The sequence below is a fragment of the Stenotrophomonas sp. ZAC14D2_NAIMI4_6 genome (assembly GCF_003086875.1).
In the GTDB taxonomy this organism is placed as follows: Bacteria; Pseudomonadota; Gammaproteobacteria; order Xanthomonadales; family Xanthomonadaceae; genus Stenotrophomonas.
Window position 1 is genome coordinate 3,913,740 of record NZ_CP025996.1, and the last position, 23,983, is coordinate 3,937,722.

Annotated in this window: 24 protein-coding genes; 11 read left to right on the top strand and 13 right to left on the bottom strand. The window is 67.8% G+C overall.

Going from position 1 to position 23,983, the window contains the following annotated elements; translation table 11 throughout:
* Positions 1 to 17 precede the first annotated feature (17 nt).
* Positions 18 to 1,541, top strand: coding sequence for a carotenoid oxygenase family protein (locus C1933_RS17775; RefSeq protein WP_108754321.1), 1,524 nt, complete (start codon positions 18 to 20; stop codon positions 1,539 to 1,541).
* Between the two features lie 60 nt (positions 1,542 to 1,601).
* Entirely contained in the window at positions 1,602 to 2,318 is a 717-nt protein-coding gene (locus tag C1933_RS17780; RefSeq protein ID WP_108754887.1) for a transporter substrate-binding domain-containing protein, read from the top strand.
* Positions 2,319 to 2,471: 153 nt separating this feature from the next.
* Here C1933_RS17780 and C1933_RS17785 read toward each other — a convergent pair whose 3' ends face one another.
* Positions 2,472 to 3,347, bottom strand: coding sequence for a LysR substrate-binding domain-containing protein (locus C1933_RS17785; RefSeq protein WP_108754322.1), 876 nt, complete (start codon positions 3,345 to 3,347; stop codon positions 2,472 to 2,474).
* A gap of 92 nt (positions 3,348 to 3,439) precedes the next feature.
* Here C1933_RS17785 and C1933_RS17790 point away from each other — a divergent pair, with 92 nt between their 5' ends.
* Positions 3,440 to 4,375: an AEC family transporter gene (locus tag C1933_RS17790; protein WP_108754323.1), complete on the top strand. Its 936-nt coding sequence runs from the start codon at positions 3,440 to 3,442 to the stop codon at positions 4,373 to 4,375.
* Between the two features lie 202 nt (positions 4,376 to 4,577).
* On the opposite strand, the gene C1933_RS17795 is transcribed toward C1933_RS17790, so the two are convergent.
* From C1933_RS17795 to C1933_RS17805, 3 genes are all read right to left on the bottom strand, one after another.
* Complete coding sequence (locus tag C1933_RS17795) at positions 4,578 to 6,125, bottom strand: alkaline phosphatase (protein WP_108754324.1); 1,548 nt, start codon at positions 6,123 to 6,125, stop codon at positions 4,578 to 4,580.
* 190 nt (positions 6,126 to 6,315) lie between these two features.
* The gene (locus C1933_RS17800; RefSeq protein WP_108754325.1) at positions 6,316 to 6,879 is read right to left on the bottom strand and encodes a TetR/AcrR family transcriptional regulator; all 564 of its coding nucleotides are present in this window, start codon (positions 6,877 to 6,879) and stop codon (positions 6,316 to 6,318) included.
* Between the two features lie 47 nt (positions 6,880 to 6,926).
* A complete protein-coding gene (locus C1933_RS17805) occupies positions 6,927 to 7,523 on the bottom strand; it encodes an NAD(P)H-dependent oxidoreductase (protein ID WP_108754326.1) in 597 nt (198 codons plus the stop codon).
* 241 nt (positions 7,524 to 7,764) lie between these two features.
* Here C1933_RS17805 and C1933_RS17810 point away from each other — a divergent pair, with 241 nt between their 5' ends.
* Positions 7,765 to 9,816, top strand: coding sequence for a TonB-dependent receptor (locus C1933_RS17810; RefSeq protein ID WP_108754327.1), 2,052 nt, complete (start codon positions 7,765 to 7,767; stop codon positions 9,814 to 9,816).
* Positions 9,817 to 9,959: 143 nt separating this feature from the next.
* Here C1933_RS17810 and C1933_RS17815 read toward each other — a convergent pair whose 3' ends face one another.
* Positions 9,960 to 10,790, bottom strand: coding sequence for an isocitrate lyase/phosphoenolpyruvate mutase family protein (locus C1933_RS17815; protein ID WP_108754328.1), 831 nt, complete (start codon positions 10,788 to 10,790; stop codon positions 9,960 to 9,962).
* A gap of 155 nt (positions 10,791 to 10,945) precedes the next feature.
* Here C1933_RS17815 and C1933_RS17820 point away from each other — a divergent pair, with 155 nt between their 5' ends.
* The 4 genes from C1933_RS17820 (at position 10,946) to accC (ending at position 14,266) form a co-directional block, all read left to right on the top strand.
* Entirely contained in the window at positions 10,946 to 11,668 is a 723-nt protein-coding gene (locus C1933_RS17820; protein ID WP_108754329.1) for a DOPA 4,5-dioxygenase family protein, read from the top strand.
* Between the two features lie 237 nt (positions 11,669 to 11,905).
* Positions 11,906 to 12,349, top strand: a complete 444-nt coding sequence (aroQ, locus tag C1933_RS17825) for a type II 3-dehydroquinate dehydratase (protein ID WP_108754330.1) — start codon at positions 11,906 to 11,908, stop codon at positions 12,347 to 12,349.
* A gap of 59 nt (positions 12,350 to 12,408) precedes the next feature.
* Complete coding sequence (gene accB / locus C1933_RS17830) at positions 12,409 to 12,888, top strand: acetyl-CoA carboxylase biotin carboxyl carrier protein (protein WP_108754331.1); 480 nt, start codon at positions 12,409 to 12,411, stop codon at positions 12,886 to 12,888.
* Positions 12,889 to 12,898: 10 nt separating this feature from the next.
* Complete coding sequence (accC, locus tag C1933_RS17835; protein ID WP_010481079.1) at positions 12,899 to 14,266, top strand: acetyl-CoA carboxylase biotin carboxylase subunit; 1,368 nt, start codon at positions 12,899 to 12,901, stop codon at positions 14,264 to 14,266.
* A 113-nt stretch (positions 14,267 to 14,379) separates the two neighbouring features.
* On the opposite strand, the gene C1933_RS17840 is transcribed toward accC, so the two are convergent.
* Positions 14,380 to 14,754 carry a hypothetical protein gene (locus C1933_RS17840; protein ID WP_108754332.1) on the bottom strand — a complete coding sequence of 125 codons (375 nt, stop codon included), beginning with the start codon at positions 14,752 to 14,754 and terminating at the stop codon, positions 14,380 to 14,382.
* Positions 14,751 to 15,716 (bottom strand): hypothetical protein, encoded by a 966-nt coding sequence (locus C1933_RS17845; protein ID WP_108754333.1) that lies wholly within the window; start codon positions 15,714 to 15,716, stop codon positions 14,751 to 14,753. Before C1933_RS17845 ends, C1933_RS17840 begins: the two co-directional genes overlap by 4 nt.
* Positions 15,717 to 15,866: 150 nt before the next feature.
* On the opposite strand from C1933_RS17845, the gene prmA reads away from it, so the two are divergent.
* The 3 genes from prmA (at position 15,867) to fis (ending at position 17,969) form a co-directional block, all read left to right on the top strand.
* On the top strand, positions 15,867 to 16,787 hold the full coding sequence (prmA, locus tag C1933_RS17850) for a 50S ribosomal protein L11 methyltransferase (RefSeq protein WP_108754334.1): 921 nt from the start codon (positions 15,867 to 15,869) through the stop codon (positions 16,785 to 16,787).
* Positions 16,788 to 16,829: 42 nt separating this feature from the next.
* The gene (locus C1933_RS17855) at positions 16,830 to 17,579 is read left to right on the top strand and encodes a DUF3426 domain-containing protein (protein WP_108754335.1); all 750 of its coding nucleotides are present in this window, start codon (positions 16,830 to 16,832) and stop codon (positions 17,577 to 17,579) included.
* Positions 17,580 to 17,693: 114 nt separating this feature from the next.
* Positions 17,694 to 17,969, top strand: coding sequence for a DNA-binding transcriptional regulator Fis (gene fis / locus C1933_RS17860; RefSeq protein ID WP_108751030.1), 276 nt, complete (start codon positions 17,694 to 17,696; stop codon positions 17,967 to 17,969).
* 120 nt (positions 17,970 to 18,089) lie between these two features.
* On the opposite strand, the gene C1933_RS17865 is transcribed toward fis, so the two are convergent.
* Genes C1933_RS17865 through C1933_RS17890 form a run of 6 tightly spaced genes read right to left on the bottom strand, consistent with a single transcriptional unit; the run spans position 18,090 to position 23,880 of the window.
* Positions 18,090 to 19,082 carry a phosphatidate cytidylyltransferase gene (locus C1933_RS17865; RefSeq protein ID WP_108754336.1) on the bottom strand — a complete coding sequence of 331 codons (993 nt, stop codon included), beginning with the start codon at positions 19,080 to 19,082 and terminating at the stop codon, positions 18,090 to 18,092.
* On the bottom strand, positions 19,079 to 19,708 hold the full coding sequence (locus tag C1933_RS17870; protein ID WP_108754337.1) for a lysophospholipid acyltransferase family protein: 630 nt from the start codon (positions 19,706 to 19,708) through the stop codon (positions 19,079 to 19,081). Before C1933_RS17870 ends, C1933_RS17865 begins: the two co-directional genes overlap by 4 nt.
* Before the next feature lie 10 nt (positions 19,709 to 19,718).
* A complete protein-coding gene (locus C1933_RS17875; RefSeq protein WP_108754338.1) occupies positions 19,719 to 20,156 on the bottom strand; it encodes a hypothetical protein in 438 nt (145 codons plus the stop codon).
* A complete protein-coding gene (locus C1933_RS17880; protein WP_199911455.1) occupies positions 20,153 to 21,463 on the bottom strand; it encodes a phosphatase PAP2/dual specificity phosphatase family protein in 1,311 nt (436 codons plus the stop codon). The genes C1933_RS17875 and C1933_RS17880 overlap by 4 nt, the downstream gene beginning before the upstream one ends.
* Before the next feature lie 23 nt (positions 21,464 to 21,486).
* Positions 21,487 to 23,238 (bottom strand): bifunctional alpha/beta hydrolase/class I SAM-dependent methyltransferase, encoded by a 1,752-nt coding sequence (locus tag C1933_RS17885; RefSeq protein ID WP_108754340.1) that lies wholly within the window; start codon positions 23,236 to 23,238, stop codon positions 21,487 to 21,489.
* A 24-nt stretch (positions 23,239 to 23,262) separates the two neighbouring features.
* Complete coding sequence (locus C1933_RS17890; protein ID WP_108754341.1) at positions 23,263 to 23,880, bottom strand: CDP-alcohol phosphatidyltransferase family protein; 618 nt, start codon at positions 23,878 to 23,880, stop codon at positions 23,263 to 23,265.
* Positions 23,881 to 23,983 lie beyond the last annotated feature (103 nt).

The following is a 23,983-nucleotide window of genomic DNA, read 5'->3' on the forward strand; positions in this document are numbered from 1 at the left end:
CCCGCCCGAGAATCGCCATGGACCGTCGTCGCTTCCTCCGTACCCTGCTCAGCAGTGCTGCCGGCCTGGCCGTGGGTGCCACTGCCCTGCGCAGCGCACCGGCCTTCGCCAACGACCCGGCGCAGTTCGCGCAGGGACTGCATGACCACCCCTGGCTGCTTGGATGGCGGGGGGTCAGCAGCGAAACCCTGGGCCCGGCCACGGTCGACCTGCAGGGCCGCCTGCCGGCAGGCCTGGCAGGCACGCTGTACCGCAATGGTCCGGCATGGACCGAGCGCAATGGCCTGCGCTACGACCATTGGTTCGACGGCGACGGCATGGTGCACGGTTGGCGCTTCAATGGCGATGGCAGCCTGACCCATCACGCGCGGATGGTGGCCACGCCCAAGTTCACCCGTGAACAGAAGGCCGGTCGCTTCCTGTACCCGGCCGCAGGCACCAGCGTTCCGGACACCCAGCCGGTACGCAACAACGATGACGCCAACACCGCCAACACCTCGGTGGTGACATTGAACGGGCGGCTGTTCGCGCTGTGCGAGGCCGGTTCGGCCTTCGAAGTACACCCGGACACCCTGGACACGATCGGACCGGTCACCTGGCGCCCCGATCTGGCAGCCATGCCTTTTTCGGCCCACCCCCTGCACGACCGCGACGGCAGTCTGTGGAACTTCGGCTCGATCAGTCTGGTAGGCGGTTCTGCACTGCTGGTGTGGCACCTGGGCAAGGACGGCCAGCTGTGCAGCGCCAACGTGATCCAGACGCCCGAATACGGCTACCTGCACGCGTTCACCATGACCGACCAGCACCTGGTGTTCGTACTGGCCCCGTTCGACTTCAAGCAGAGCGGCGGCAGCTTCTTCGAGCGCATGGCCTTCGCCCCGCAGCGTGCAGCGCGCATTGCCGTGGTGGACAAGAACAGCCCTGACAAGGCGCAGTGGTTCGAGGCGCCGTTCGCAGCCATCTACCACTTCGGTGATGCCTACGCCCGTGACGGCGGCATCGTGGTGCGCGCCGTGCGCCGCGACGACATCAACGAGGCGCGTTCACCCATGAAGGAAGCCATGGCCGGCGATGGCGCGCACGCAGTGAATGGCCATACCACCCTGGTCGAGCTGCACCTGGACCTGCGCCGCACGCAGGCGCGCTGGCAGGACACCGGCATCAGCACGGTAGAGTTCCCGCTGTTCGATGCGCGTACGCCCAGCACCCGCGGCGCCCGTCTGTATGCACCCACCATTGCCGGTGAAGCCACCGCGCCGTACTTCAATGCGGTGGCCGCGTTCGACGTGGACCGTGGCCGGCGCCAACTGTGGCGCTACGGCACCGATATCCTGGCCGAAGAACACGTCTTCGTGCCGCGCCCGGGCAGCCGCAGTGCCGATGATGGCTGGCTGGTCGGCACCCTGCTGGACCCGGTACAGCAGCGCAGCGGCATTGCCGTACTGGATGCGCGCCACGTTGGCGATGGGCCACTGGCGCAGGCCTGGCTGCCATACGCGGTGCCGTTGGGCTTCCACGGGACCTTTGCTGCACGTGGTTGAGCACACCGGACGCACGGCCTTGCTGTCATGCTGGCACTCCGATTCACTGCGGAACTGCCCATGCCCCTGATCGACTACCGTGAAGCGTTGGCACCGCGTGGCCATCTGCGAGTCGCCATCAACCTGGGCAACCCGGTGCTGGCCCAAGGCGACGCATCGGCGCCGCGTGGCCCCTCGGTGGAACTGGCCACGGCGCTGGCGCAACGGCTGGCGGTCGCGCCGCATTTCACTTGCCATGACGCCGCCGCGTCGGTCGTGGCGGCCGCTGCTGCTGATGACTGGGACCTGGCCTTCCTGGCGGTCGATCCAGCGCGCGCCGATCGCATCGCCTTCAGCGCGCCCTATGTGGAAATTGAAGGCACCTACCTGGTGCGGGATGACAGCCCCGCGCAGCAGGTGGCCGATCTTGATCGCCATGGCATGCGCGTCGCGGTGGGCCGCGGCGCCGCCTACGATCTGTTTCTCAGCCGTGCGTTGCAGCATGCACGCATCGAGCGTGCCGACACATCCGCCGCCGCCATTGCCTTGTTCGCCCAGCAGCGCCTGGACGCGGCTGCAGGCGTGCGCCAGCCATTGCAGGCCTGGGCAGCGCAGCATCCCGGCCACCGCGTGCTGGCTGACCGGTTCACTTCCATCGCCCAGGCCGTGGCGGCACCGACCGCGCGCCCGGTAGCGGCGCTGCAGGCGTTGTTTGCCGAAGTGGATGCGATCCGCCAGACATCGCTGCTGGTCGAAGCATTCGACCGCGCCGGGCAGCAAGTCACCCTGCTGCGGTAGGGACCAGTAGAGTCGAGCTTGCTCGACTGCCGTGAGTTGTAGAGTCGAGCCATGCTCGACTGCTTCTGGCGGTCCAGTCGAGCATGGCTCGACTCTACATAGAGCGAAGAGCAGTCGAGCATGGCTCGACTCTACAGACAGCGAAGCTCGACGCTACGTGGCGGTGATGCACGCCAGCAGACGCGCCAATGCAGGATTGCGGTTGCCATCACGCCAGAACAGGACCTGCTGCACCTGCGGGGCATCCTTCAGCCCCACGAATGCAACGCCAGGCACCCCCAGCCGGCGCAGCGACGCCGGCACCAGCGCGATGCCCAACCCTTCCGCCACCAGGCTGACGATGCTCTGCTGCAACTGCACTTCCAGACGTATCCGCGGTTCCAGCCCTGCGGCGCGGAAGCACGCGTCGATCGCTTCGCGCAGCGTCGGCACCACCTCGGCGGGCGCGGTGATCAGGCCTTCATCGGCCAGCGCAGCCACGGCCACCTGACGCCGCCGCGCCAAGCGGTGGTCCTGCGGCACCACCACGCACAACGGCTCCTGCAGCAATGGCTGCATCTGCAGACCGCGCATTGCTGCGGGCGCGAACCCGATGCCTGCATCCAGCTCGCCACTGAGCACCCCGTCCAGCAGCGGGAACGGCAGTGCCTCGCGCAGGCGTAGCTGAACCTGCGGGCAGGCTGCCATGAACCGGCGCGCCAAGGGCGGCACCGAACTGTGGGCGGCGTGCATCATGAAACCGACCTGCAGTTCGCCCTGTTCACCGGCGTCGATCTGCCGCGCCGTGTGGCAGGCCTGCTGCAGTGACGCCAGCACGGCACGCGCATCATCGCGGAAGCGCTGGCCGGCCGGGGTCAGCCGCACATGGCGCGAATCGCGCTCGAACAGTGCCACGCCCAGCGAGCGTTCCAGCGCCGCGATCTGCCGGCTGAGCGGGGGCTGTGTGACGTGCAGGCGCTCGGCCGCACGGCCAAAGTGCAGGGTATCGGCCACGGCCAGGAAATAGCGCAACGGGCGGATGTCGATCATGCACAAAGGGTATCGCCGAATGCCAAAGAAAGCATTGGAAGGTATGGATGGCGCTGCGTAGCCTTGTAGCCCCTCCCCTCTTTCAAGCCGCCATGTGGTCTGTCCTGGCGATCGTGCTTCCCATCTTCGCCCTGGTGTTCGCGGGTTGGGTGGCGCGCCGCAGCGGCGCCCTGGGCCCGCATTCCACCAGTGAACTGAACCGGTTCGTCGTCTACCTTGCCCTGCCTGCGCTGCTGTTCGACGTGGTGGCCCACGCGCACTGGCGCGACCTCTGGCACCCCGGCTTCCTACTCAGCTTCGGCATCGGCACGGCGCTGGTGTTCGCGGCCACGGTGCTGCTGCGCCGACGCGGCGGCCATGCCCTGGCCGATGCCAGCATCGATGGCCTGAATGCCGCTTACGCCAACACCGGTTTCATGGGCTTTCCACTGGCGTCAGCGGTGCTGGGACCGGACGCATTGGCACCAACCCTGGTCGCCACCCTGCTGACGGTCTGCGTACTGTTCGCCGTGGCCATCATCCTGATCGAAGCGGGCCTGCAGCGGGAACAGCGCCTGCACCATCTGTTGTGGAAGGTCAGTCGATCGCTGGCGCGCAACCCGCTGCTGCTGGCACCGGCGCTGGGTATCGTGCCGATGGCAACTGGTCTGGCCGTGCCCGGGCCAGTGGACGCCTTCCTGAAGCTGCTGGGCAGCGCCGCAGCGCCCTGCGCCTTGATCGCACTGGGCCTGTTCCTGGGAGAGCGCCGCAATGTTGCCGCCGGGGCCGCACACAGCGCACTGGGCCTGGGGGCTGCCAAGTTGCTGCTGCAGCCGCTGCTGGTGTGGCTGCTGGCCACCCAGGTGTTTGCGCTGCCCACACCGCTGGTACATGCAGCGGTGTTGCTGGCCGCGCTGCCCACCGGCACCGGGCCATTCATGCTGGCCGAGTTCCATCGGCGCGAGGCCGCGACGACCGCGGCGACGGTGCTGGGGACGACCGTGCTGTCACTGCTGAGCGTGACTGCGTACTTGGCGCTGATCCGGTAGCGCCGCACCTGCTGGGCGCAGGACTTCCGTAGAGTCGAGCTTGCTCGACTGCCGTGCTTTGTAGAGTCGAGCCATGCTCGACTGCTTTTGGCAGTCCAGTCGAGCAAGCTCGACTCTACAAAGCGCGAAGAGCAGTCGAGCAAGCTCGACTCTACAAGAAGCGAAAAGCAGTCGAGCAAGCTCGACTCTACGAAGAGCGAAGTCAGCGGCTCAGGGCTTCCTGCACGGCCAACGCTACGTCGGTGTTGTCGATGTAGCTGCCGTCATTCCAGCCCACGTGCTGGCGGTAGCCGGCATCGACGCCGCGCACGCGCCGGGCCAGGCCTTCGGCGCCGTTGCCCTTGGCCCACAGCGGCACCAGCCCATTGGAATGGTTGCCGGTGGGGCGGAAACTCATGCCCGGCAGCTGCCCGCGGCCGTTGTTGCGTACTGGCTGGAACGCCACCTGCTGCGCATCCGGGCCCATCGGCATGCTGTTGTCGTGGTCGGTGGTGATGATCAGCAGGTTGCGCTCCCAACCGCCATTGCGTTCAATCCAGTCGACCACGGCGGCGACCGCATCGTTGAACTCCACCGTTTCCTCGATCAGGCGGCCAAACTGCGGCTGGTCGGTGCAGGCGCCGTAATGCCATTCGGTGCCGCAGGCGCTGGTATGGGCAGCCCAGTCGGTGGCCCCACCTTCCACCATCAGGAATAGGCCCTTCGGCGAGCGCTGCTGCAGGAACTGCAACGCACCCCGGGTCATGGTGGCCAGGTCGGGCACGCTGTCGATCTTCTTCACCCCGGAAGGTGTAGCCGCATCGCGCCCGACCACGGCCAGCTGCCGCGCCTGCTGCAGCGTGTTGGCGACCTGCGGCACGCCGATCAGCGGGCGATCACTGGGCAGGCGGCCGGCGGCCAAGGCGGCGAATTCATCCTTGCTGCGGATCAGTCGCCACGCACCCGCCGGATTGCCGGCAATCGGCGTGCCCGCTTGCAGCTGCTGCCAATCCTGCTGCGACACCCATTCCCAGGGGTTCTGGCAGCCCTCGGCGGCGACCGCATCCAGGCCGTCCACGCAGGGCCTGCCGTCCACGCTGTAGCCGGGGCCGCCGGTGCCCATCACCAGATCCATGTGGCCCTGCGCAAGCATCTGGTGGGCAATGGCGTGGTAGCTGTTGCGCGATTCGTTCTGCGCCGCGAACGCCGCGGGCGTGGCATGCGCGAACGGCACCGAAGTGACCACGCCGGTGGCCATGCCCAGGCGCTTGGCGCGCAGCGTGTTGAAGTCCACCGGCATGCCGTCGTTGCTGAAGTTGATCGCGCTGTTGTACGTCTTCACCCCGGAAGACAATGCGGTGCCTGCCGCTGCACTGTCGGTGGCCACGGCGGCCAGGTACTGGTATCCCTCGAACGGCAGGTCGGTGGCGGGTACGGCGGTGGCACTCCAGGCGCGCGATGCGTCGTAGCCGATGGTCTGCGCGGCATCGCGGGTGGGCTGGCTGCTGGCATTCAACGGGAACGTGGTCACGCCCAGGCGCTGCGGGAACTGCGCGTAGGGCGCGCCCTCGCGACTGCCGTACTGCCAGTAAGCGGCAGCATCCCAGGTGCCCCAGCCGGCGCCATCGTTGATCATCACGATCACGTTGTGCGGCCGGGTGGTCCCGGCCAGCGGCGCGTCGCCGCGCGCGACGGGCTGGCATGCGGCCAGAGCGGCCACCATGGCCAGCAGCGACGGGCGCAGCCAACGTCGCGAGGGAGATTGGGTCATGAGGGTTCCTGCAGTGCGAGCGGCGGCGATGCCGCCAACAGCAGGTCGTTATACCCGTGCAATGTTGCAGATTGGGTAGCGTCGAGCGTGCTCGACGGCAAGCCAGGTAGAGTCGAGCTTGCTCGACTGCGGGTGAAGGAGAGCAGTCGAGCAAGCTCGACTCTACGAAGAGCGAGGCGCAGGCGCGGCGCTACGATGCGCGCGTGACGATGTCCACGATCAGCCGTTGCAGTTCGGATTCTGCGTCCGCTTGCGGCAGTGCGGCGCCGGCCACGGCCTCGGACAGCGCCTCGGCAGCACCCAGGATCGCCCAGCGCCCAGCCACGGGCACCTTGCCATTGACTACAAACGGACCCAACCACTGCGCGCACTGGTCGACGAAGTCCTGCTGGTAACGATGGCGAACGTCGCGCAGTTCGGGCGAGCCAGCCAACGCGGCAAGAATCGCCTGGATATCGCTGCCCTGCGAGAGCACACAGTCGATGTAGCCCGATGCAATGGCCCGCGCCCGCTCGGCCAGCCGCGCGGGCGCCGCGCCGATGCGCGCCTCGAACACCGCCGTCTGCCGCTGATCGTAGTCGGCATACAGTGCAGCCAGCAGGCCATTGCGGGTGATGAAATGATCGTACGCGACCGGCTTGGTCACGCCCGCCGCTTCGGCCAGCCGCCCCAGGCTGAGTGCATCGGTGCCCTCGCTGCCCACCAATGCCCAGGCCACATCCAGCAACTGGCGGCCGCGCTGTTCACGTGACATCCGGCGGCGGGTGGGTGTGGCGGCGGTGGACATGCAGCGGCTCTGCATCACGGCGTGGGTGTGCCTATGGTACGGCCGATGGCCGCAGCGGTCTGCAGATGTGCCTGGCCCTGGCCGCTGTCTGCATCGAGCAGCAGGTTGGAAGAACGCACCGTGGCACCGCAGTAGTCGAAGATGCCCATATCAATCTGTGTCTTCATGGCCGCCCCATAGCCGCGGCGTTCGATCATCTCCGCGCCGGCGCCCCCCAGGCCGACCAGATGCACCTGCAGGCGCTGCAGTTTCTTTTCCACCTTGCCATCGGCACCGTCGGCATACGCCCAGCGTTGGGTGAACACACGGTCGATCCAACCCTTCAGCAGGGCCGGGAACGACCACCAGTACAGCGGGTAGACCAGCACCAGCGTATCGGCGGCATCCAGTCGTGCGTGCTCGGCAGCGACGTCAGCGGGCACTGCCCCACTCTGCCGGAACAGGGCCATGTCATCGGCGTTGAAACGGGGATCAAATCCCTCGCTGGCAAGATCAGCCACGGTCACGCTGTTGCGGGCGTCAGTGCTCGCAATCGCATCGCTGATGCGTGCGGCCACCGCGTGGGTAAGCGAGTGGGGCTCAGGGTGAGCAACGACGATAAGGCTGTGCATGAAAGACACTCGAACACGGAATAAGTTACCGATAGTAACTAATGCCCATGTTTCCACCAGTGCTCATGGCAGGACGCTGATTTCAGCTGGATTGACACCCCACAGGGCCGATCGTGGCCTTGCGTATCGCCCCGCATCAAATGCGAATGATTCGTGATACGATTGTTAAGGAATACTGAAACCCTCACACACGGACGTCCCAGCCATCGCCAGTGGACCCTCTTACAGGAGCACCTGCGCGATGTCGCACGCCTCACCGAACTGCCGCCGTTCCATTGCCACCCTGACCGCCGCGATCGGTCTGGCGCTGGCCGCCCATGCCCATGCTGATGCCAGCGCCGATGCCTCCTCGGCGCGCCAGCTGGACACCGTGGTGGTCACCGCCACCGGTGCCCAGCAGTGGATCAAGGATGCCCCTGCAAGCATCAGCGTGATCACCCGCGAGGAGATCGAGCGCAAGCCGGTCAGCAGCATCGGCCAGCTGCTGAGCACCGTGCCCGGCGTGACCGGCGGCTATGCGCTGTCCGGTGCGCAGTCGAAGATCCGCCTGCGCGGCCTGCCCGAGCAGTACACGCTGATCCTGATCGACGGCCGCCGCCAGGGCAGCTCGGCCGGCGTGAACTACCGCGATGACCTGGGCCCGCAGGATCTGAACTGGCTGTCGCCGGACATGATCGAACGCATTGAAGTGGTGCGCGGACCGATGTCCTCGCTGTATGGTTCGGACGCGATGGGCGGTGTGATCAACATCATCACCCGCAAGATCGCCGACCACTGGGGCGGCTCGGCCACCTTCAACTACAGCAAGCCCGATTCGGATACGCGCGGCAACACCACGCAGATGGGCGCGCTGTTCAGTGGCCCGCTCACCCAGAACCTGGGCGTGCGCGTGGGTGCCAACGTGACCGACCGCGAATCGGACCGCGGCGCGCGGCAGACGCCCGGCAACAAGGCGGAAAATGCCAACGTGCAGTTCGATTGGCGGGTGAACGACAGCCACAGCGTGGGCGTGGAAGCCTCGCGCGGCACGCAGCGCAACAGCGGCGCCGGTGCGGTCAGCAGCTGGGGCCTGTCCAAGCTGGTGCAGACCGGCTACGTGCTCAGCCATGACGGCAAGTACGGCGATGCCAGCACGTCCAAGACCACGCTGGTGCAGAACGATTACGAAGACAAGGGCAGCACGGTGGGCAACCATTCGAAGGAAACCGTCTTCGATACTGCCTTCACCACCGGCTTCCACTGGGGCTTCGAGCACAGCCTGAACGTGGGCGGGCAATGGAAGCGCGAGGAGCTGGAAAACAGCGACACGATCGGCACCGTGCCGGTGACCTGGACCGGCAGCGGCCGCATCAGCCCCACCAGCGAGGCCGATTCGTGGGCGCTGTTCGCCGAAGACCACATCACGCTGCACGAGCGCTTCGTGCTGACCCTGGGCCTGCGCTGGGACAACACTGAAAACTACGACGACAACCTGAGCCCGCGCATCTACGGCGTGTGGCACCCGGCCGATGCGTGGACTGTGCGTGGTGGCATTTCCAAGGGCTTCCGCGCGCCCAACCTGAAGCAGGGCACCGCCGGCGCGGCCACCCAGTCCGGTGGCAACGGCTGCCGCGCGTTGACCGTGGAAGGCTGGAGCAGCACCTCGGTGAATGCCGATGGCACGCGCGGCTGCTACATGGCCGGCAATCCGAACCTGGAACCGGAAACCAGCACCAACCACGAGCTGGGCCTGGGCTACGACCAGGGCGGCTGGTCGGCGTCGGCCACCTACTTCCTGACCAACTTCGACGACAAGATCGAGCAGGTGCCGCTGAGCCAGATTCCCGGCCAGACCACCAGCTTCGTCAACGGCTACTGGTGGACGGTGGCGCAGAACATCCAGAAGGCGCGCACCCGCGGCGTGGAAGCCAGCGTGACCGTGCCGCTGCATGAGCGCCTGAGCTGGACCACCAATGCCACGCGCATGCTCGAATCGAAGAACCGCACCACCGGCGCCACCCTGCTGGTGGTACCGGAACTGACCGCCAACACCTCGCTGGAGTGGCAGGTGACCGATGCCTGGTCGCTCAATGCCAGTGCGCAGCACATCGGCAAGCAGCTGGTGTCGGCCACCAGCGCAACCTTCGCCAAGGCCTACACCACGTGGGACCTGGTCACCGGCTTCGACGTGAACGAGAACCTGACCCTGCGTGCCGGCGTGCTGAACGTGGGTGATGTGTCCACCATCGACGAAGGCAACAACTACGACGGCGGCGCACGCACCTTCTTCGTCGGCGCCACCGCGCGGTTCTGATCAAACCGTGGGGTCAGAGCCCGTTGCGGGGCAACGGGATCTGACCCTGGGGTCGGATTCCTTCGCGCAGCGAAGGGCTCCGACCCCAGCGCGCGCCCCCATCGACGCATGGCGTGGATCTACCGCGTCCCTCGCATAGACCGCTACGACCGGAACAGGTCGTTCAGAGCGGCGCCGGCAGCGGCCTGCTGCAGCCCATCGAAGCGGCCCTCGCGCACGAGTGAGTCGGTGGCCTGCATCAATCCTCCCCACGCCGCGCGGGCCAGCGCGCCGCCCAGGCTGACCCGGCGCACGCCCAGCGCCGCGATGTCCCGCAACGTAAGCGCCGTCGGCCCACCCACCAGCAGGTTCACCGGCGTGCCGTCCGCGGCGGCCACCACTGCCTGGATCTGTTCGACCGTGGTGATGCCCGGTGCGTACAGCACGTCGGCACCGGCGGCCGCGTAGGCACGCAGGCGCCGCAGCGTATCGTCCAGATCCGGCACGCCCACGAAGAAGTTCTCTGCGCGCCCCACCAGCAGCACATCGGCGGCGGCGCGATCAATGGCCGCACGTGCGGCGCGCAGGCGTTGCACGGCCTCATCCAGCGGGCGCAACGGTGCATCGGCCAGACCGCTGGCGTCTTCGATCGACAGTGCGGCAATGCCGGTGTCCAGCGCTGCGGTCACCGCCTGGCCCACGTCATCGGGGGTTGCGCCGAAACCATCGCCGAAGTCGGCGTTCAAGGGCAGATCAGTGGCCGCAGCCATCAAGCGCAGATGGTCCAGTGTGGCCTGCAGCGAGACCGCGCCGTCGGGCCGGCCTTCGCTCCACGCACAGCCGGCACTGGTGCTGGCCAGGGCCTGGAACCCCTGCCGCTGCAGATAGCGCGCACTGCCCACGTCCCACGGGTTGGGCAGCACGAAGCAACCCTGCGCATGCAGCTGGCGGAAGGCGGCACGCTTGCGCTGGGTCTGGGCGTCTGTAGCGGTCATGGCAGACAGGCGGAGTGGCGACAGCGCCACCCTAGCCCGCTGGCCCACGCAACTCAACGCCACATGGCGTGGCTCTCATGAGGTGATGCTGCCTGCTTATTGGACCGGCGCCAGGCGCTGCGCAACCGTGGCAGCCCCCCTTCAGGAGTCCGGACATGCCCATCGATGCTGGCACGCAGCTGCCCACTGGCGATGATCACGATGCGCAGCGGGCTGACCTGGGCTCACCGGTGCGCCGGCGCCTGCTGGCGTCCGCCGGAGTGGCGGTGGGCGGGCTGGCCAGCGCCAGTGCCGGCGGCGCTGCCAGCGCCGCGCCCAACACCACCGAGCCGGGCCGCCCCGGCTTCCGCCCGATCGTGCCGCCGCCCGCGCAGGGGCACAGCCCCTGGGGCCAGGACACGGTGAGCGAAGCCACACCGCGACCGGCCAGCGTCCGCCCGGGCGAAACGCCACTGCCCGACCGGCCACGCGCCTATACCGAGATCAAGAGCTACCACGCGCATATCTATTTCGACGAAGACAGCTACCAGAAGGCGGCACTGCTGCGGCGCTGGGTGGTCGAGCGCTTTCCGGTGGAACTGGGCAACTGGAACCTGCAGCCGCGCGGCCCGCACGTAACGCCCTCGTTCTACTTCGGTTTCCGCAACGACCTGCTGCCGGTGCTGGTGCCGTGGCTGCAGCTGAACAGCCTGGGCCTGACCATCCTCATCCACCCCAACACCGGCGATGGCCGTGCCGACCATCTGCACTACGCGCTGTGGGTCAACCGGGCGCAGCCGGTGAACGCCTACAACTGGCCCGCGCCACCACCGGGCGGAACCGAAGCGCTGGAAGAAGTCTTTCCCAACGTGGTGCCCACGGTGCCGCTGGAGACCTGAGCGCGGTACATTCATCCCCGCATGGCGCGGATCTACCCCTCCGGGGCCATTGTCGGCGTACGTGCTGCCATCGCCGCCGATGACAACGTTCAGCCAGCCTTGATCCGCCCTGCCACATACGGCCGCAAGGGCCTTGGCGAATTTCAAACAAACGATTGAAACGCCGCAAACTTCGCCGAACTGGACACCATCCTCAGGTTCCGCCAGACTGCCGCCCTTTCCCGTTGATCGGATTCCATGGCGAAGCTGCTGGTCCTGCACGGCCCCAACCTCAACCTGCTCGGCACGCGCGAGCCGGAGGTCTACGGGCACACCACGCTGGCCGACATCGACCAGGCCCTGGCTGCCCAGGCGGGCGCCGCCGGCCACGCCGTGGACAGCCTGCAATCCAACGCCGAGCACGTGCTGGTGGACCGCGTACAGTCCGCACGCGCCGACGGAACCGCTTTCATCCTGATCAACCCGGCCGCCTTCACCCACACCTCGGTCGCCCTGCGCGATGCGCTGGCGGCGGTGGCGGTGCCGTTCATCGAAATCCACCTGTCCAACCCGCATACCCGCGAACCGTTCCGCCAGCACAGCTATTTCAGCGACAAGGCGGTGGGCGTGGTGTGCGGCTTCGGCGCCGACAGCTACCGCTACGCGATGGACGCGGCCCTGCTGCGGCTGTCGGCCACCTGATTGTCGAACCGGGCGCCCATGGCGCCCTCCTCACCTAGATAGAAACCAAAGAGGCCCTCATGGATCTGCGCAAAATCAAGAAGCTGATCGACCTGCTGGAAGAGTCGAACCTGGCTGAAATCGAAATCAAGGAAGGCGAAGAATCCGTGCGCCTGTCGCGCGCCCCGGTGGCCGGCTACGCCGCGCCGGTCGCGGCCCCGGTGTACGCCGCGCCGGCCGCCCCGGCGGCCCCGGCCATGCCGATGCAGTCGCCCACCGAAGCCTCCACCGGCGGCACCGCCAAGCCGGGCCCGGCCCTGCCGGAAGGCCACGTGCTGCGCTCGCCGATGGTCGGCACCTTCTATGCTTCGGCCGCTCCGGACAAGCCGGCCTTCGTCACCGTTGGCCAGCAGGTCAAGGAAGGCGAAACCCTGGCCATCATCGAAGCGATGAAGATGTTCAACCCGATTGAAGCCGACAAGTCCGGCACCATCGTCGCCATCCTGGGCGAGAACGGCCAGCCGGTGGAATTCGACCAGCCGCTGTTCGTGATCGGCTGAGGGGCACGCCATGCTCGACAAAGTCGTCATTGCCAACCGAGGGGAGATCGCGCTGCGCATCCTGCGCGCGTGCCACACCCTGGGCATCCGCACGGTGGCCGTGCATTCCACGGTCGACCGCAACCTCAAGCACGTGGCCATGGCCGACGAGTCGGTCTGCATCGGCCCGGCGCCGTCGCCGCAGAGCTACCTCAACATTCCGGCACTGATCGCCGCCGCTGAAGTCACCGATGCCCAGGCCATCCATCCGGGCTACGGCTTCCTGTCGGAGAATGCCGACTTCGCCGAGCGCGTGGAGGAGTCCGGCTTCATCTTCATCGGCCCCAAGGCCGACACCATCCGCATGATGGGCGACAAGGTCGAAGCCATCCGCGCGATGAAGTCCGCCGGCGTGCCGTGCGTGCCCGGTTCGGGCGGCCCGCTTGGCGAAGACATCGTGGCCAACACCAAGATCGCCCGCGAGATCGGCTACCCGGTCATCATCAAGGCGGCCGGTGGCGGCGGTGGCCGCGGCATGCGCGTGGTGCACGCCGAAGCCTCGCTGAAGACTTCGATCGAAACCACCAAGAGCGAGGCCAAGGCCGCGTTCGGCAATGGCGAGGTCTACATGGAGAAGTTCCTGGAGAATCCGCGCCACGTGGAAATCCAGGTACTGGCCGACGGCCAGGGCAACGCCATCCACCTGGGTGAGCGCGACTGCTCGATGCAGCGCCGCCACCAGAAGGTGGTGGAAGAAGCCCCGGCACCGGGCATCACCGCCGAGCAGCGCGAGCAGATCGGCAAGGTGTGCGTGGAAGCCTGCATCCGCATCGGCTACCGCGGCGCCGGCACGTTCGAGTTCCTGTACGAGGACGGCCGCTTCTACTTCATCGAAATGAACACCCGCATCCAGGTGGAACATCCGGTGACCGAAATGGTGACCGGCATCGACCTGGTGGCCGAGCAGCTGAAGATCGCCGCTGGCCAGAAGCTGTCGATCAAGCAGAGCGACGTGGTGCTGACCGGCCACGCCATCGAATGCCGCATCAACGCCGAAGATGCTGAAACCTTCGTGCCGAGCCCGGGCACCATCACCGGCTTCCATCCGCCGGGCGGCCCCGGCGTACGCGTGGACACCCACATCTATAGTGGCTACCGCGTGCCGTCGAACTACGACTCGATGATCGGCAAGCTGATCGTGCACGGCCCGGACCGCGAAACCGCCATCGCCCGCATGCGGGTGGCGCTGAGCGAAATGGTGGTGGACGGTATCAAGACCAACGTGGCGCTGCAGCAGCGCATCATGCGTGACAAGGGCTTCCAGGCCGGTGGGCAGAACATCCACTACCTGGAAAAGCGCCTGGCCGAACGCAAGAACAAGCCGATCGCATTGACCTGATCGCGCAGCCAACGCTGGACACGAAAAGGGCGGGGATTTCCCCGCCCTTTTCTGTTGCGCGCGGCGACGATGCGCAACGCCGCCGGGCATGGCCCGGCGCTACCGGGCGCGGGTCAGCGCTTGTCGGCCACTTCGGCGGGAATCTGCGAATTGGCCAGCGGGCGCACGCCATTGGGCGAGGTCGGATCGACGATCACCATGGTTTCGGTGGAACCATCGGGCCAGACCACCTGGAAGGTGCTGCCGGCCGGCAACGAAGCGAACGGCACCCCACTCTGCGCGCGGTACACCGCAGCGACCTGGCTGGCACCGGCGCGGCGCACTGCTTCCTGCGCCTTCACCGTGGTCAATTCCACCTTCGACAGGTGCCGGTAGCGATCTTCGTAGGTGTCGATCATCAACAAGCCGACCGCACCGGCCGAGTAAGCCACGAACAACACCACCCAGAACCAGAACTTGGCGCCATGTAGTAAACGACGGTAGTTCATCGCCCTGCTCCCGTACCAATCAATCGCTTGATCCACTCTTTCATCTTCCCCGCACCTTGCCGCGAAACCGCGGCGTCATACACGAAATCCCGGAAATCCTGCGTTCCACCCTGCGAACAGATCCCTCCGTTCGCGCAATAACTGTTCACCAGCACGCTGTCGGCGCCGCACGGCAGCCCCAGCTCGCAGGCGGCAACGCGCCAGGCCAGCTCGCTCAACTGTTCGCCGGCAATCATGCCGGTCATCGCCTTGTCGCCGGCCGCACGCAGGCCCATGGCCGGTGCCAGCGCCATGTAGGCCTCTGGATCGCGCGATGCCTGCACGCGCTGCACCAGCTCGCGGCGGTACTGCTCGCTGTCCTGCAGCGGCTCACCTTCGGCCAGCAGCGATGCTTCCGCCGCCAGGTTGCCTTCCTGCGCCGCGCGCCGGCGCTCGCCGATCACCAGCGCCGGCCCCAGCTTGTCGCCCGGCACGAAGCCACCGCAGCGCTGGGCCACGCGTTCGCGCGCCTGCACCATGGCCGGCGCCGCGCTCAGCCCCAACCCGGCCAGCACGTTGTTGTCCAGGCGGTAGCCGCCCGGGTCCACCGCGTACTGCGCGCAGTAGTCGTAGACCCGGCTCAACATCCAGCGCGCTTCATGGTTGCCGTTGTCGGCCTGCACGCGCAGGCGCTGCGCATAGGCGAACAGATCGGTCTCGCCTTCGATATCCGCGCGGATATCCAGCGGCAGGCCGGACGGCAGCGCGGTGCTGCGCTCGACGCCCGACAGACGCCGGGCCAACGCTTCGGGCACCACCGGCACCAACGCATCGCCCACCGACGAGGCGGACACGTCCATCGGTACCGCCACGCCATCCTGCAGCGCGTGGCCATGGCCGCTGGCCCGGTAACCGGCCACGCCAAGCACCGCCACGGCGGGCAGCACGAGCAACCAGGTTTTCAGGGTGGGAGCGAAGGCCATGAGCGACAGAAGTGGACGCGGGACACAGCAAAGCCGGCATTTTAGCAAGCCCCCGAAGCGCTGTCTGAACCGCTGCGGTTCATCTCAGGGCATACGGAGACGGCCGGATGGTCTAGCATGGCCCCCTTTCCCGCAATTGCCCCCACCGCCATGCCGTTCCTGGAACTGACCCTGCGCTGCACCGAAGCCACCCAGCCCCGCTATGAAAACGCGCTGGAGGACGTAGGCGCGCTGGCCGTCACCCTGCTTGATGCCGAAGCCGACACCAGCAACGAGCAGGCCATCCTCGAACCGGGCGTGGGCGAAACCCCGCTGTGGGACACCCTGGTACTGAGCGCCCTGTTCCCGGCCGACAGCAATGCGCTGTTGCTGCTGGCAGCGCTGGAAGCCTTCGACCCGGACTTGGACTGGAGCGGCGGCAGCTTCCGCGCCGTGGAAGACGAAGACTGGGAACGCGCCTGGCTGGACCAGTTCCAGCCGATGGATTTCGGCAGCCGCACCTGGATCGTGCCGTGGAACCACGACCTGCCGCAGGCCGCGCAGGCCGCCGATGCCGCCGTCGTGCGCCTGGACCCGGGCCTGGCCTTCGGCTCGGGCACCCACCCGACCACCGCGCTGTGCCTGCGCTGGCTGGACCAGCTGGCCGTGGACGGCCAGCTGCAGGGCCAGCGCGTGCTCGACTTCGGCTGTGGCTCGGGCATCCTGGCCCTGGCGGCGCTGAAGCTGGGCGCGGCCGAAGCGATCGGCGTGGACAACGACCCGCAGGCGCTGGTGGCCACCGCCGACAACGCCGAGCGCAATGGCGAGCAGGCGCGCATGCACGTCTATCTGCCGCAGGACGAACCGGTGGCCACCTACCCGATCGTGGTCGCCAACATCCTCGCCTCGGCGCTGGATGCGCTGGCCGAACTGCTGGCCGCACGCGTTGCTGCCGGTGGCCGCATCGCCCTGTCGGGCATCCTGCATGGCCAGGAAGGCGAACTGCTGCAGCGCTATGCCGCGTGGTTCGACGAACTGCAGGCCACCCAGGATGGCGATTGGATGCGCATCACCGGCGTACGCCGCGCCTGATCGTGGTTGAATGAGCGCTGGATCCGAGCCGGTGCCCTGACGATGTCCGAGCCGAACCCGCCGCGTCGCCCGCTGGCCACCTTCCTGCGCACTGCGCCGGGAGCCGACGCAGCACCTGCCGACGCCACCGGTCACGCCGCCCCGCAGCTGCTGCAGGAGGGCGAGGCAGCAGACGACGATCAGGACACCGCGGCCCCGCTCGCGCCGCACGAGGAACCCGTCGCACGCGCCGATGCCGATGCCGATGCCGATCGTGCCGAAAGCGACACGGTGGATGCGACTGTAGCCAGCGAGGCGCCCAGCTTCCTGGGCATGCGTCCGCGCGCGCGACCGTCACCGCGCTGGCACTGGGCGCTGGTTGCAGGCCTGGCCCTGCTGCTGGTGCTGCAGAGTGTGCTGGCCGACCGCGCGCGCCTGGCCGCCGATGCCGGCCATCGACCCTGGATCAGCGCACTGTGCGGCGTGCTTCGCTGCAGCCTGCCGGCCTGGCGCGAACCCACGGCGTTCACCATGACCAGCCGCGAGATCCGCCCCCTGCCGGGGCAGGCAGGCGTGCTGCAGGTGCAGGCCAGCATCCGCAACGACGCACGCTGGGCACAGGCCTGGCCGGACCTTCGCCTGTCGTTGTCCGATGCCGATGGCCGCCTGATCGGCAGCGGGGTGTTCACCCCTGCGCAGTACCTGGGCGAGGCCCCGGCGGCCACGCTGGAGCCCGGGCAGAGCGCGCGGGTCGCGTTCCGCGTGCAGGAGCCGGCGGCCTCTACCGTCGCATTCACCTTCGAGTTCCTCTGACCAAGGTCGAGGCGTCAGGCCGTGGCAGCTCGGGCACGCTCGCGCTAGACTGACGGCCAATCACACGTCCGCCTGCGCGCACCGCGCGCACCGGCCTCCAGATCGGGAACCCCCTTGAACGCTGTCCTCACTCGTCCTGACACCAGTCGTGGCGCTGCCCGGCCACCGCTGCGCGAACACGTAGCCCAGTCCGTGCGCCGCTACCTGCGCGACCTTGATGGCTGCGATGCGGACGATGTGTATGAGATCGTGCTGCGCGAGATGGAGATTCCGCTGTTCGTGGAAGTGCTCAACCACTGCGAAGGCAACCAGAGCCGCGCCGCGGCCATGCTGGGCATCCACCGCGCCACCCTTCGCAAGAAGCTGAAGGAATACGGCATCAGCGCGTAAGCGCACCGGTGTGTAGAGTCGAGCCATGCTCGACTGCTCCTGTGCGAGGCAATCCGCGAAGAGCAGTCGAGCATGGCTCGACTCTACCCAGTAGATCCACGCCATGCGTGGATGAACCCCTCAGCCCCCGCCCGCCTTCCAGTAATACCGCACCACATGGAAGAACACCGGCGCGGCGAAGCACACTGAATCCAGCCGATCGAGCATGCCGCCATGGCCTTCGATCATGTGCCCCCAGTCCTTGATGCCGCGGTCGCGCTTGATGGCCGACATCACCAGGCCGCCCCAGAACCCCATCAGGTTGATCAGCAGGGACAGCCCGAACGCCTGCAGCGGCGTGAACGGGGTGATCCACCACAGCGCCGCACCCAGCGCGCTGGCGCTCAGCACCCCGCCCACGAACCCTTCCACCGTCTTCGACGGCGACAGCTTCGGGGCAATCAGGTGCCGGCCCAGCAGCTTGCCCCAGATGTACTGCAGCACATCGGACGACTGCACCACGATCACCAGGAAGGCAAACAGCAGCACGTTGCGCGCCGGGTCATGGCCGGGCACCTGCAGGTTCAACAGCAGCGGCACGTGCGAAATGCAGAACACGCAGATCATCAGCCCCCACTGCACCTTGGCCGTGCGCTCGAGGTAGTGGGTGGTATCGCCGCCGATGGTCGACAGGATCGGCAGGAACAGGAACGCGTAGACCGGAATCAGCAGGGTGTACATGCCGTACCAGTCGATCCACACCAGGTAGTACTGCCACGGCAGCACGATGTAGAACGCCGCCAGCAATGCGTAGTAATCGCCAGACCGGGTAGGCGCCAGGGTGATGAATTCGCGCAGCGCGAACAGCGAAATGGTCGCGAACAGCACGATCACCCCGGCGCGGCCGAACAACAGCGCGCCACCCACCACGATCGCCATCACCCACCACGCGCGGATGCGCGAGACCAGGTTGGCGATGACCGCGCTGGGCTGGCCGCGCTGGCGCCAGCGCAGGGTCTCGGCCACCACCGTGGCCAGCACCAGTACCGCGCCGATGCCGCCGAACAGCAGACCGGTCTGCTGGCCCACGCTCTGCGTGGCCAGATCGCCGGACACATCGATCAAGAAGCTCATGCGCGGCCCCCGTTCGGTGCCAGGTCAAGCAGCGCCTGCCGGCTGCGCGCCAGGAACGCCGCCTTGTCCTCCTCGGCCTGCAGCCGCAGCGGTGCGCCGAAGGTTGCCGTGCACAGCAACGGCAGCGGCAGGAAGCGGCCCTTGGGCATCACCCGCTTCAGGTTGTCGATCCACACCGGTACGAATTCCAGTTCCGGGCGCTGCCGCGCCAGATGGTAGATGCCACTCTTGAACGGCAGCAGCGGCTCCTCGCCGGTGTTGCGCGTGCCTTCCGGGAACAGGATCAGCGAACAGCCTTCATCCACCGCATCGCGCAGCACCTGCAGGGGGTCCTGCTGGCGGCGCGCCGCCTCGCGTTCCACCAGCACGCCGTTGAACACCGCATCGATCAGGTAGCGGCGCAGGCCATCGCGCTGCCAGTACTCGGCTGCGGCCACCGGCCGCACCTGGCGGCGCAATGCCGGCGGCATCGACGACCAGATCAGCACGAAGTCGCCGTGGCTGGCATGGTTGCCGTAGTACACGCGGTGGTCGCTGGAGGGCGCGCAGCCGATCCACAGCGCGCGCGCACCGGTCAGCACATGGATGGCGCCACTGCAGGCGCGGGCAATCACTCTTGCGAACATCACCTTCCCCTCAGGTCTGCGGCCACAACACGGCCAGCAGCACTGCCACGAACTGCAGCGCGGTGAACAGATACTGGCGCAGCAGCAGGCCGCGCATGCCCGCCCAGCGCGCGTCCCAGCCACGCAGCGGCGCATCGGCCGGCAGCCGGCGCAGCCCGGCCACGTGCAGGGCCTGGTCGACCCGGTGTGCTGCCGCCTCGCCCTGCAGACCTTCCTGCAGCAGCAACTGCAGCAGGCTGGCATCCAACTGCACGCGCACCGCGAAGTACGCCTGCACCAGGCCCAGCGCCGCGCTCAGCAGCACCAGGCCGGCGGCGATCATCGCCAGCCCCGGCTCGATACCCAGCAGCAGCAGGCCCACCAGCATCAGTCCCAGCGACAGCACGGCGGGCCAGCGGCCCTGGCGCAGCAGCAGGTGCATCATCGGCAGGTCCGGGGCCTGGCTCATTCCGTAGTCTCCTGTGCGGCAGCGGCCGCGATCGCCAACAGGTGAACGTCGTGCAGCACGATGGACGGCCGTGCCTGGCGCACCCGCGCCACTGCCTGTGCGGCATCGGCCTCGCGGCCGCTGCACAGCAGCCAGGTCGCCACGCTGGCGGCACTGCGCGAATAACCCAGCGCGCAGCACACCAGCAGCGGCCCCTGCGCGTGCAGGCGCTCGATCGCGGCGGCGGCGGCGCGCAGCTGCGCAGCGCTGGGCACCACCAGGTCCAGCATCGGCACGCCGGCATAGACCGCGCCCGGGGCGCGGCAGGACAGCTCGGCACAGGTATCAACCACGCCCTGCAGCGGCGCCGGCAAGCGGCCGCTGGGCAGGCGCCCCAGCCATACACCGTCGGCCACCTGCACCGGCTGCGGCGCACGCCGTGTCCACAGCCGCGAATTGATCCATGCAGCGGCCAGGTACGGCGCCAGCAGCCAGCGTGCGGCCATGGTCAGCCGGCCATCGGCGCGCTTCTGGAACACCGCCGTGCCCAACCCCGCATACGCCAGCGCCACCAGCAGCAGCGACAGCACCGGCCACAGCAGCCACAGCGCCGTGCCGCGCCACTGCAGCACCGGCAGCAACACCACGGCCGCCCCCAGCAGGTACAGCAGCGCCAGGCGCCAGCGCTTCGGGTCGCGCGCGGTGCGCCATGCGCGCAGCGGTGGCACACCCTGGTCGGGCCACAGCCACACGCACAGCCAGCCCACCAGCAGCCCGGTGGGTACATCGATGAAGTGGTGCTGGAAGGTGGTCAGCACCGAAATGCCGATCAGCAGCGCCCACCCATGCAGCACCCAGCGCCACGCGCCGTGCAGGTACTGGGCGAACTTCACCCACAGCACGATCAGCAGCACGATGTGCAGCGATGGCGCCTGGTTGAACGGCTTGTCGAAACCCAGCAGCACATCGAACAGCCAGCCGAAGACGCCGTCGATCTCCGGCCGCTGGAAACTGAAGCGTAATGGCCACAGCAGGAAGCAGCTCACCGCGATCAGCTGCGCACTGAACAAGCGCAGCGCGTGCCGGTCCAGTTCCAGCCGCTGCCGGCACAGGAACAGCGAAATGGCATAGAACAGATCGATGGACCAGTACGGCACGATGGTCCAGGCCACGAACGGAACGTGGGCTTCCCAGGCGAAGGCGAGCACCGGCACGTCGGTCTGGCGACCGGCCATCCAGTTGGCAAAGCCGTAACTGGCGAAGAAGAACGGCCCCAGCAGCACCAGCCACAACAGGGCGCGCCGCCAGGGGCGCGCCGTAGGGGCCACCGGGGCGGCAGTGACGGCAGACATCAACCGACCCGGCGCGCCAGCGACACGGTGAAGATGCCGAACGCATCGATGCGCTGGGCCACCTTCTGGAACCCGGCCAGGCGCACCAGCTCGTCCATCTCCTGCTGGGTGCGGCGGCGCATCACCCACGCCGCGCCACCGCGGTGGCTGGTGAGCGCACGCGCGATGAACTCGAGCTGCGGATGCCACGGCTGGCCGGTATAGGCCAGGTAACCGCCCACCGGTACGGCCGCGGCAATGCCCTGCAGCGAGCGCAGCACCGCATCGTTGTCGGGGAACAGTTCGTACAAGCCCGACACCACCGCCAGCGTCGGCGCCGGGTCCACCTTCGCCAGCTGCGCCGGGTCGAACGCATCGCCCTGTTCGAAGCGCGCGATATCGGCCGCCCCCAGGCGTTCAATCAAGGCCTGGCCCTGGGTCACGTTCAATTCGCTGAAATCGCGCAGCACGATGCGTTCAGCGCGCTGTTCACCCTGCCCCAGCGCTTCCAGCACGTAGCGCCCATGGCCTGCGGCCACGTCCAGCACGCGTACCGGCGTGCCCTGCCCGCGCAGGCGCTGGGCGGCCTCGCGCAGCAGTTCCTGCAGGTGCTGGCCGCGCACGCGGATACCGCGCCAGCCGATCGCATCCAGATAATTGCGGTCGACCATGCGCCCCAGCGGGCCCTTGCCCCGCGCCTGGTCGCGGTAGATGTAATCGAGCGTGCTGCCCGAATCGAAGCCGGTCTGCAGGCCCAGGGCAATGCCCTCGGACAGCGTGCCGCCGAAACGCAGGCCACCACGCACGAAGCGCCAACGCAGGTCGGCCAGGCTGTTGCGTTCGGGCGGCCACGACAGAATCTCCGATTCTTCGAAGGTCGGACCGTGGCGGTGTGCATCGCGGCGCGACAGTTCGCGCAGTGGTTCGGCGAACCGTGCCTGGATGAAGCTGCGGATGCGTGCCAGCGCCGGCGCGCGGTCGCGCTCGCCCAGGGTGTCGTGGAAGAAGCCCGGCAGGTGCACGCGCTCCTTGATCGGGCTGGACAGGCGTTCGTAGAAGCGGTCCTGCGGGCCCCGGTGCACGACGAAATCCGAACCGGAGACCAGCAGCTGCACCGGCACGCTGATCGCCTGCGCGTCGGCCACGATGCGGTCGGCCGCCTCGTACAGGCCCAGCAGCACGCGCACCGAAATCGGCCGGGTGATCAGCGAATCGGTGCGGTAGCTTTCCACCCGCGCCGGGTCGTGGGTCAGCCACTGCGGCTTCACGTAGCTGTTGACGAAGAAGTTGCCGCGCAGCTTCTGCATCAGCGCCAGCCCCGCCCGCGCGAACGGCACGTACAGCTTCACCTTGAACGCCGGCGAGGCCATCACCAGCGCGCGCAGGCGCGGCGCGTAGTCGTGCACCCAGGTGGCGGCCACCACCGCGCCCACGCTCTGCGCGATCACCACGATGTCTTCCACCGCAATGCCGTGCTCGGCGCCGATATGGGCAATGAAGCTGTCCAGGTCGCGGACCAGCGCCGGGAAACCGGGGGCATCGCCGCGCGCACCGGGCGAACGGCCATTGCCACGCGCATCCCACGCGAAGAAGGCGGTATCGGGCAGGTCCAGCTCATCGACCAGGTGGGTGACCCGGCCGGAATGTTCGTGGCCGCGATGCAGCAGCACCACGGCCTTGCTGGGCGTGGTGCCCGTGGTGCTCGCCCAGTACCGGTAAAACAGCGGTACCTGGTCGAAGCTGTGGAATTCCCGTTCCTGCGCCTGACGCATGCAATCTCCGTATTGTCGTGGTGTTTACTGCGGTGTAACCGCCGATTCCTGCAGGCCCCGGCGCACCCGGTTGAACAGCGTCACCGCGCACAGCAGTGCGGCCACGCCCGCCACCCACGTCACCGTGGCGGCCCCCACCCAGCCGAAGGCCAGCAGCAGGCCCAGCACACCGATCACGAAGGCGCGGTCGCTCTTGCCCATGGGCCCATCGTAGCGCCGGCTGGCGCCGACCATCAGGCCCAGTACGCCGGCGTATTCGCTCACTGCCGCCGCCCAGGCCAGCAGCCACAGCGCCACCGGGTTCACGCCCGGCACGCTGAGCAGGCTCAGGTACAGCGCGGCGTCGGCAATCACATCGCACAATTCGTTCAGATAGGCACCCAGCCGCGACTGCTGGCCGAACTCGCGGGCCAGCATGCCGTCCACGGCGTTGAGCGCCATGCGCAGCAGCATCCACAGCGGCAGCAGCAGGTACAGCAGTGGTTGCGCCGGGGCGCAGCACCACACGGCGGCGGCCACCAGCAGCGAGACCACGGCGGCGGCCACGGTCACCGTGTTGGCGGTGATGCCGAGGCGGTACAGACCGCGCACGGCCGGACGCAACAGGTCCTGGAAACGTCCTTTCAATGCATAGATCGACACGATCTGAACCCGCTGATCCCTGGCAGTTCCGGCATAGCCTACCCCATGGCGTGCCCGGCCCAGCATGCCGATACGGGCGTTTGTACGCACCGGGGGCAGGAAA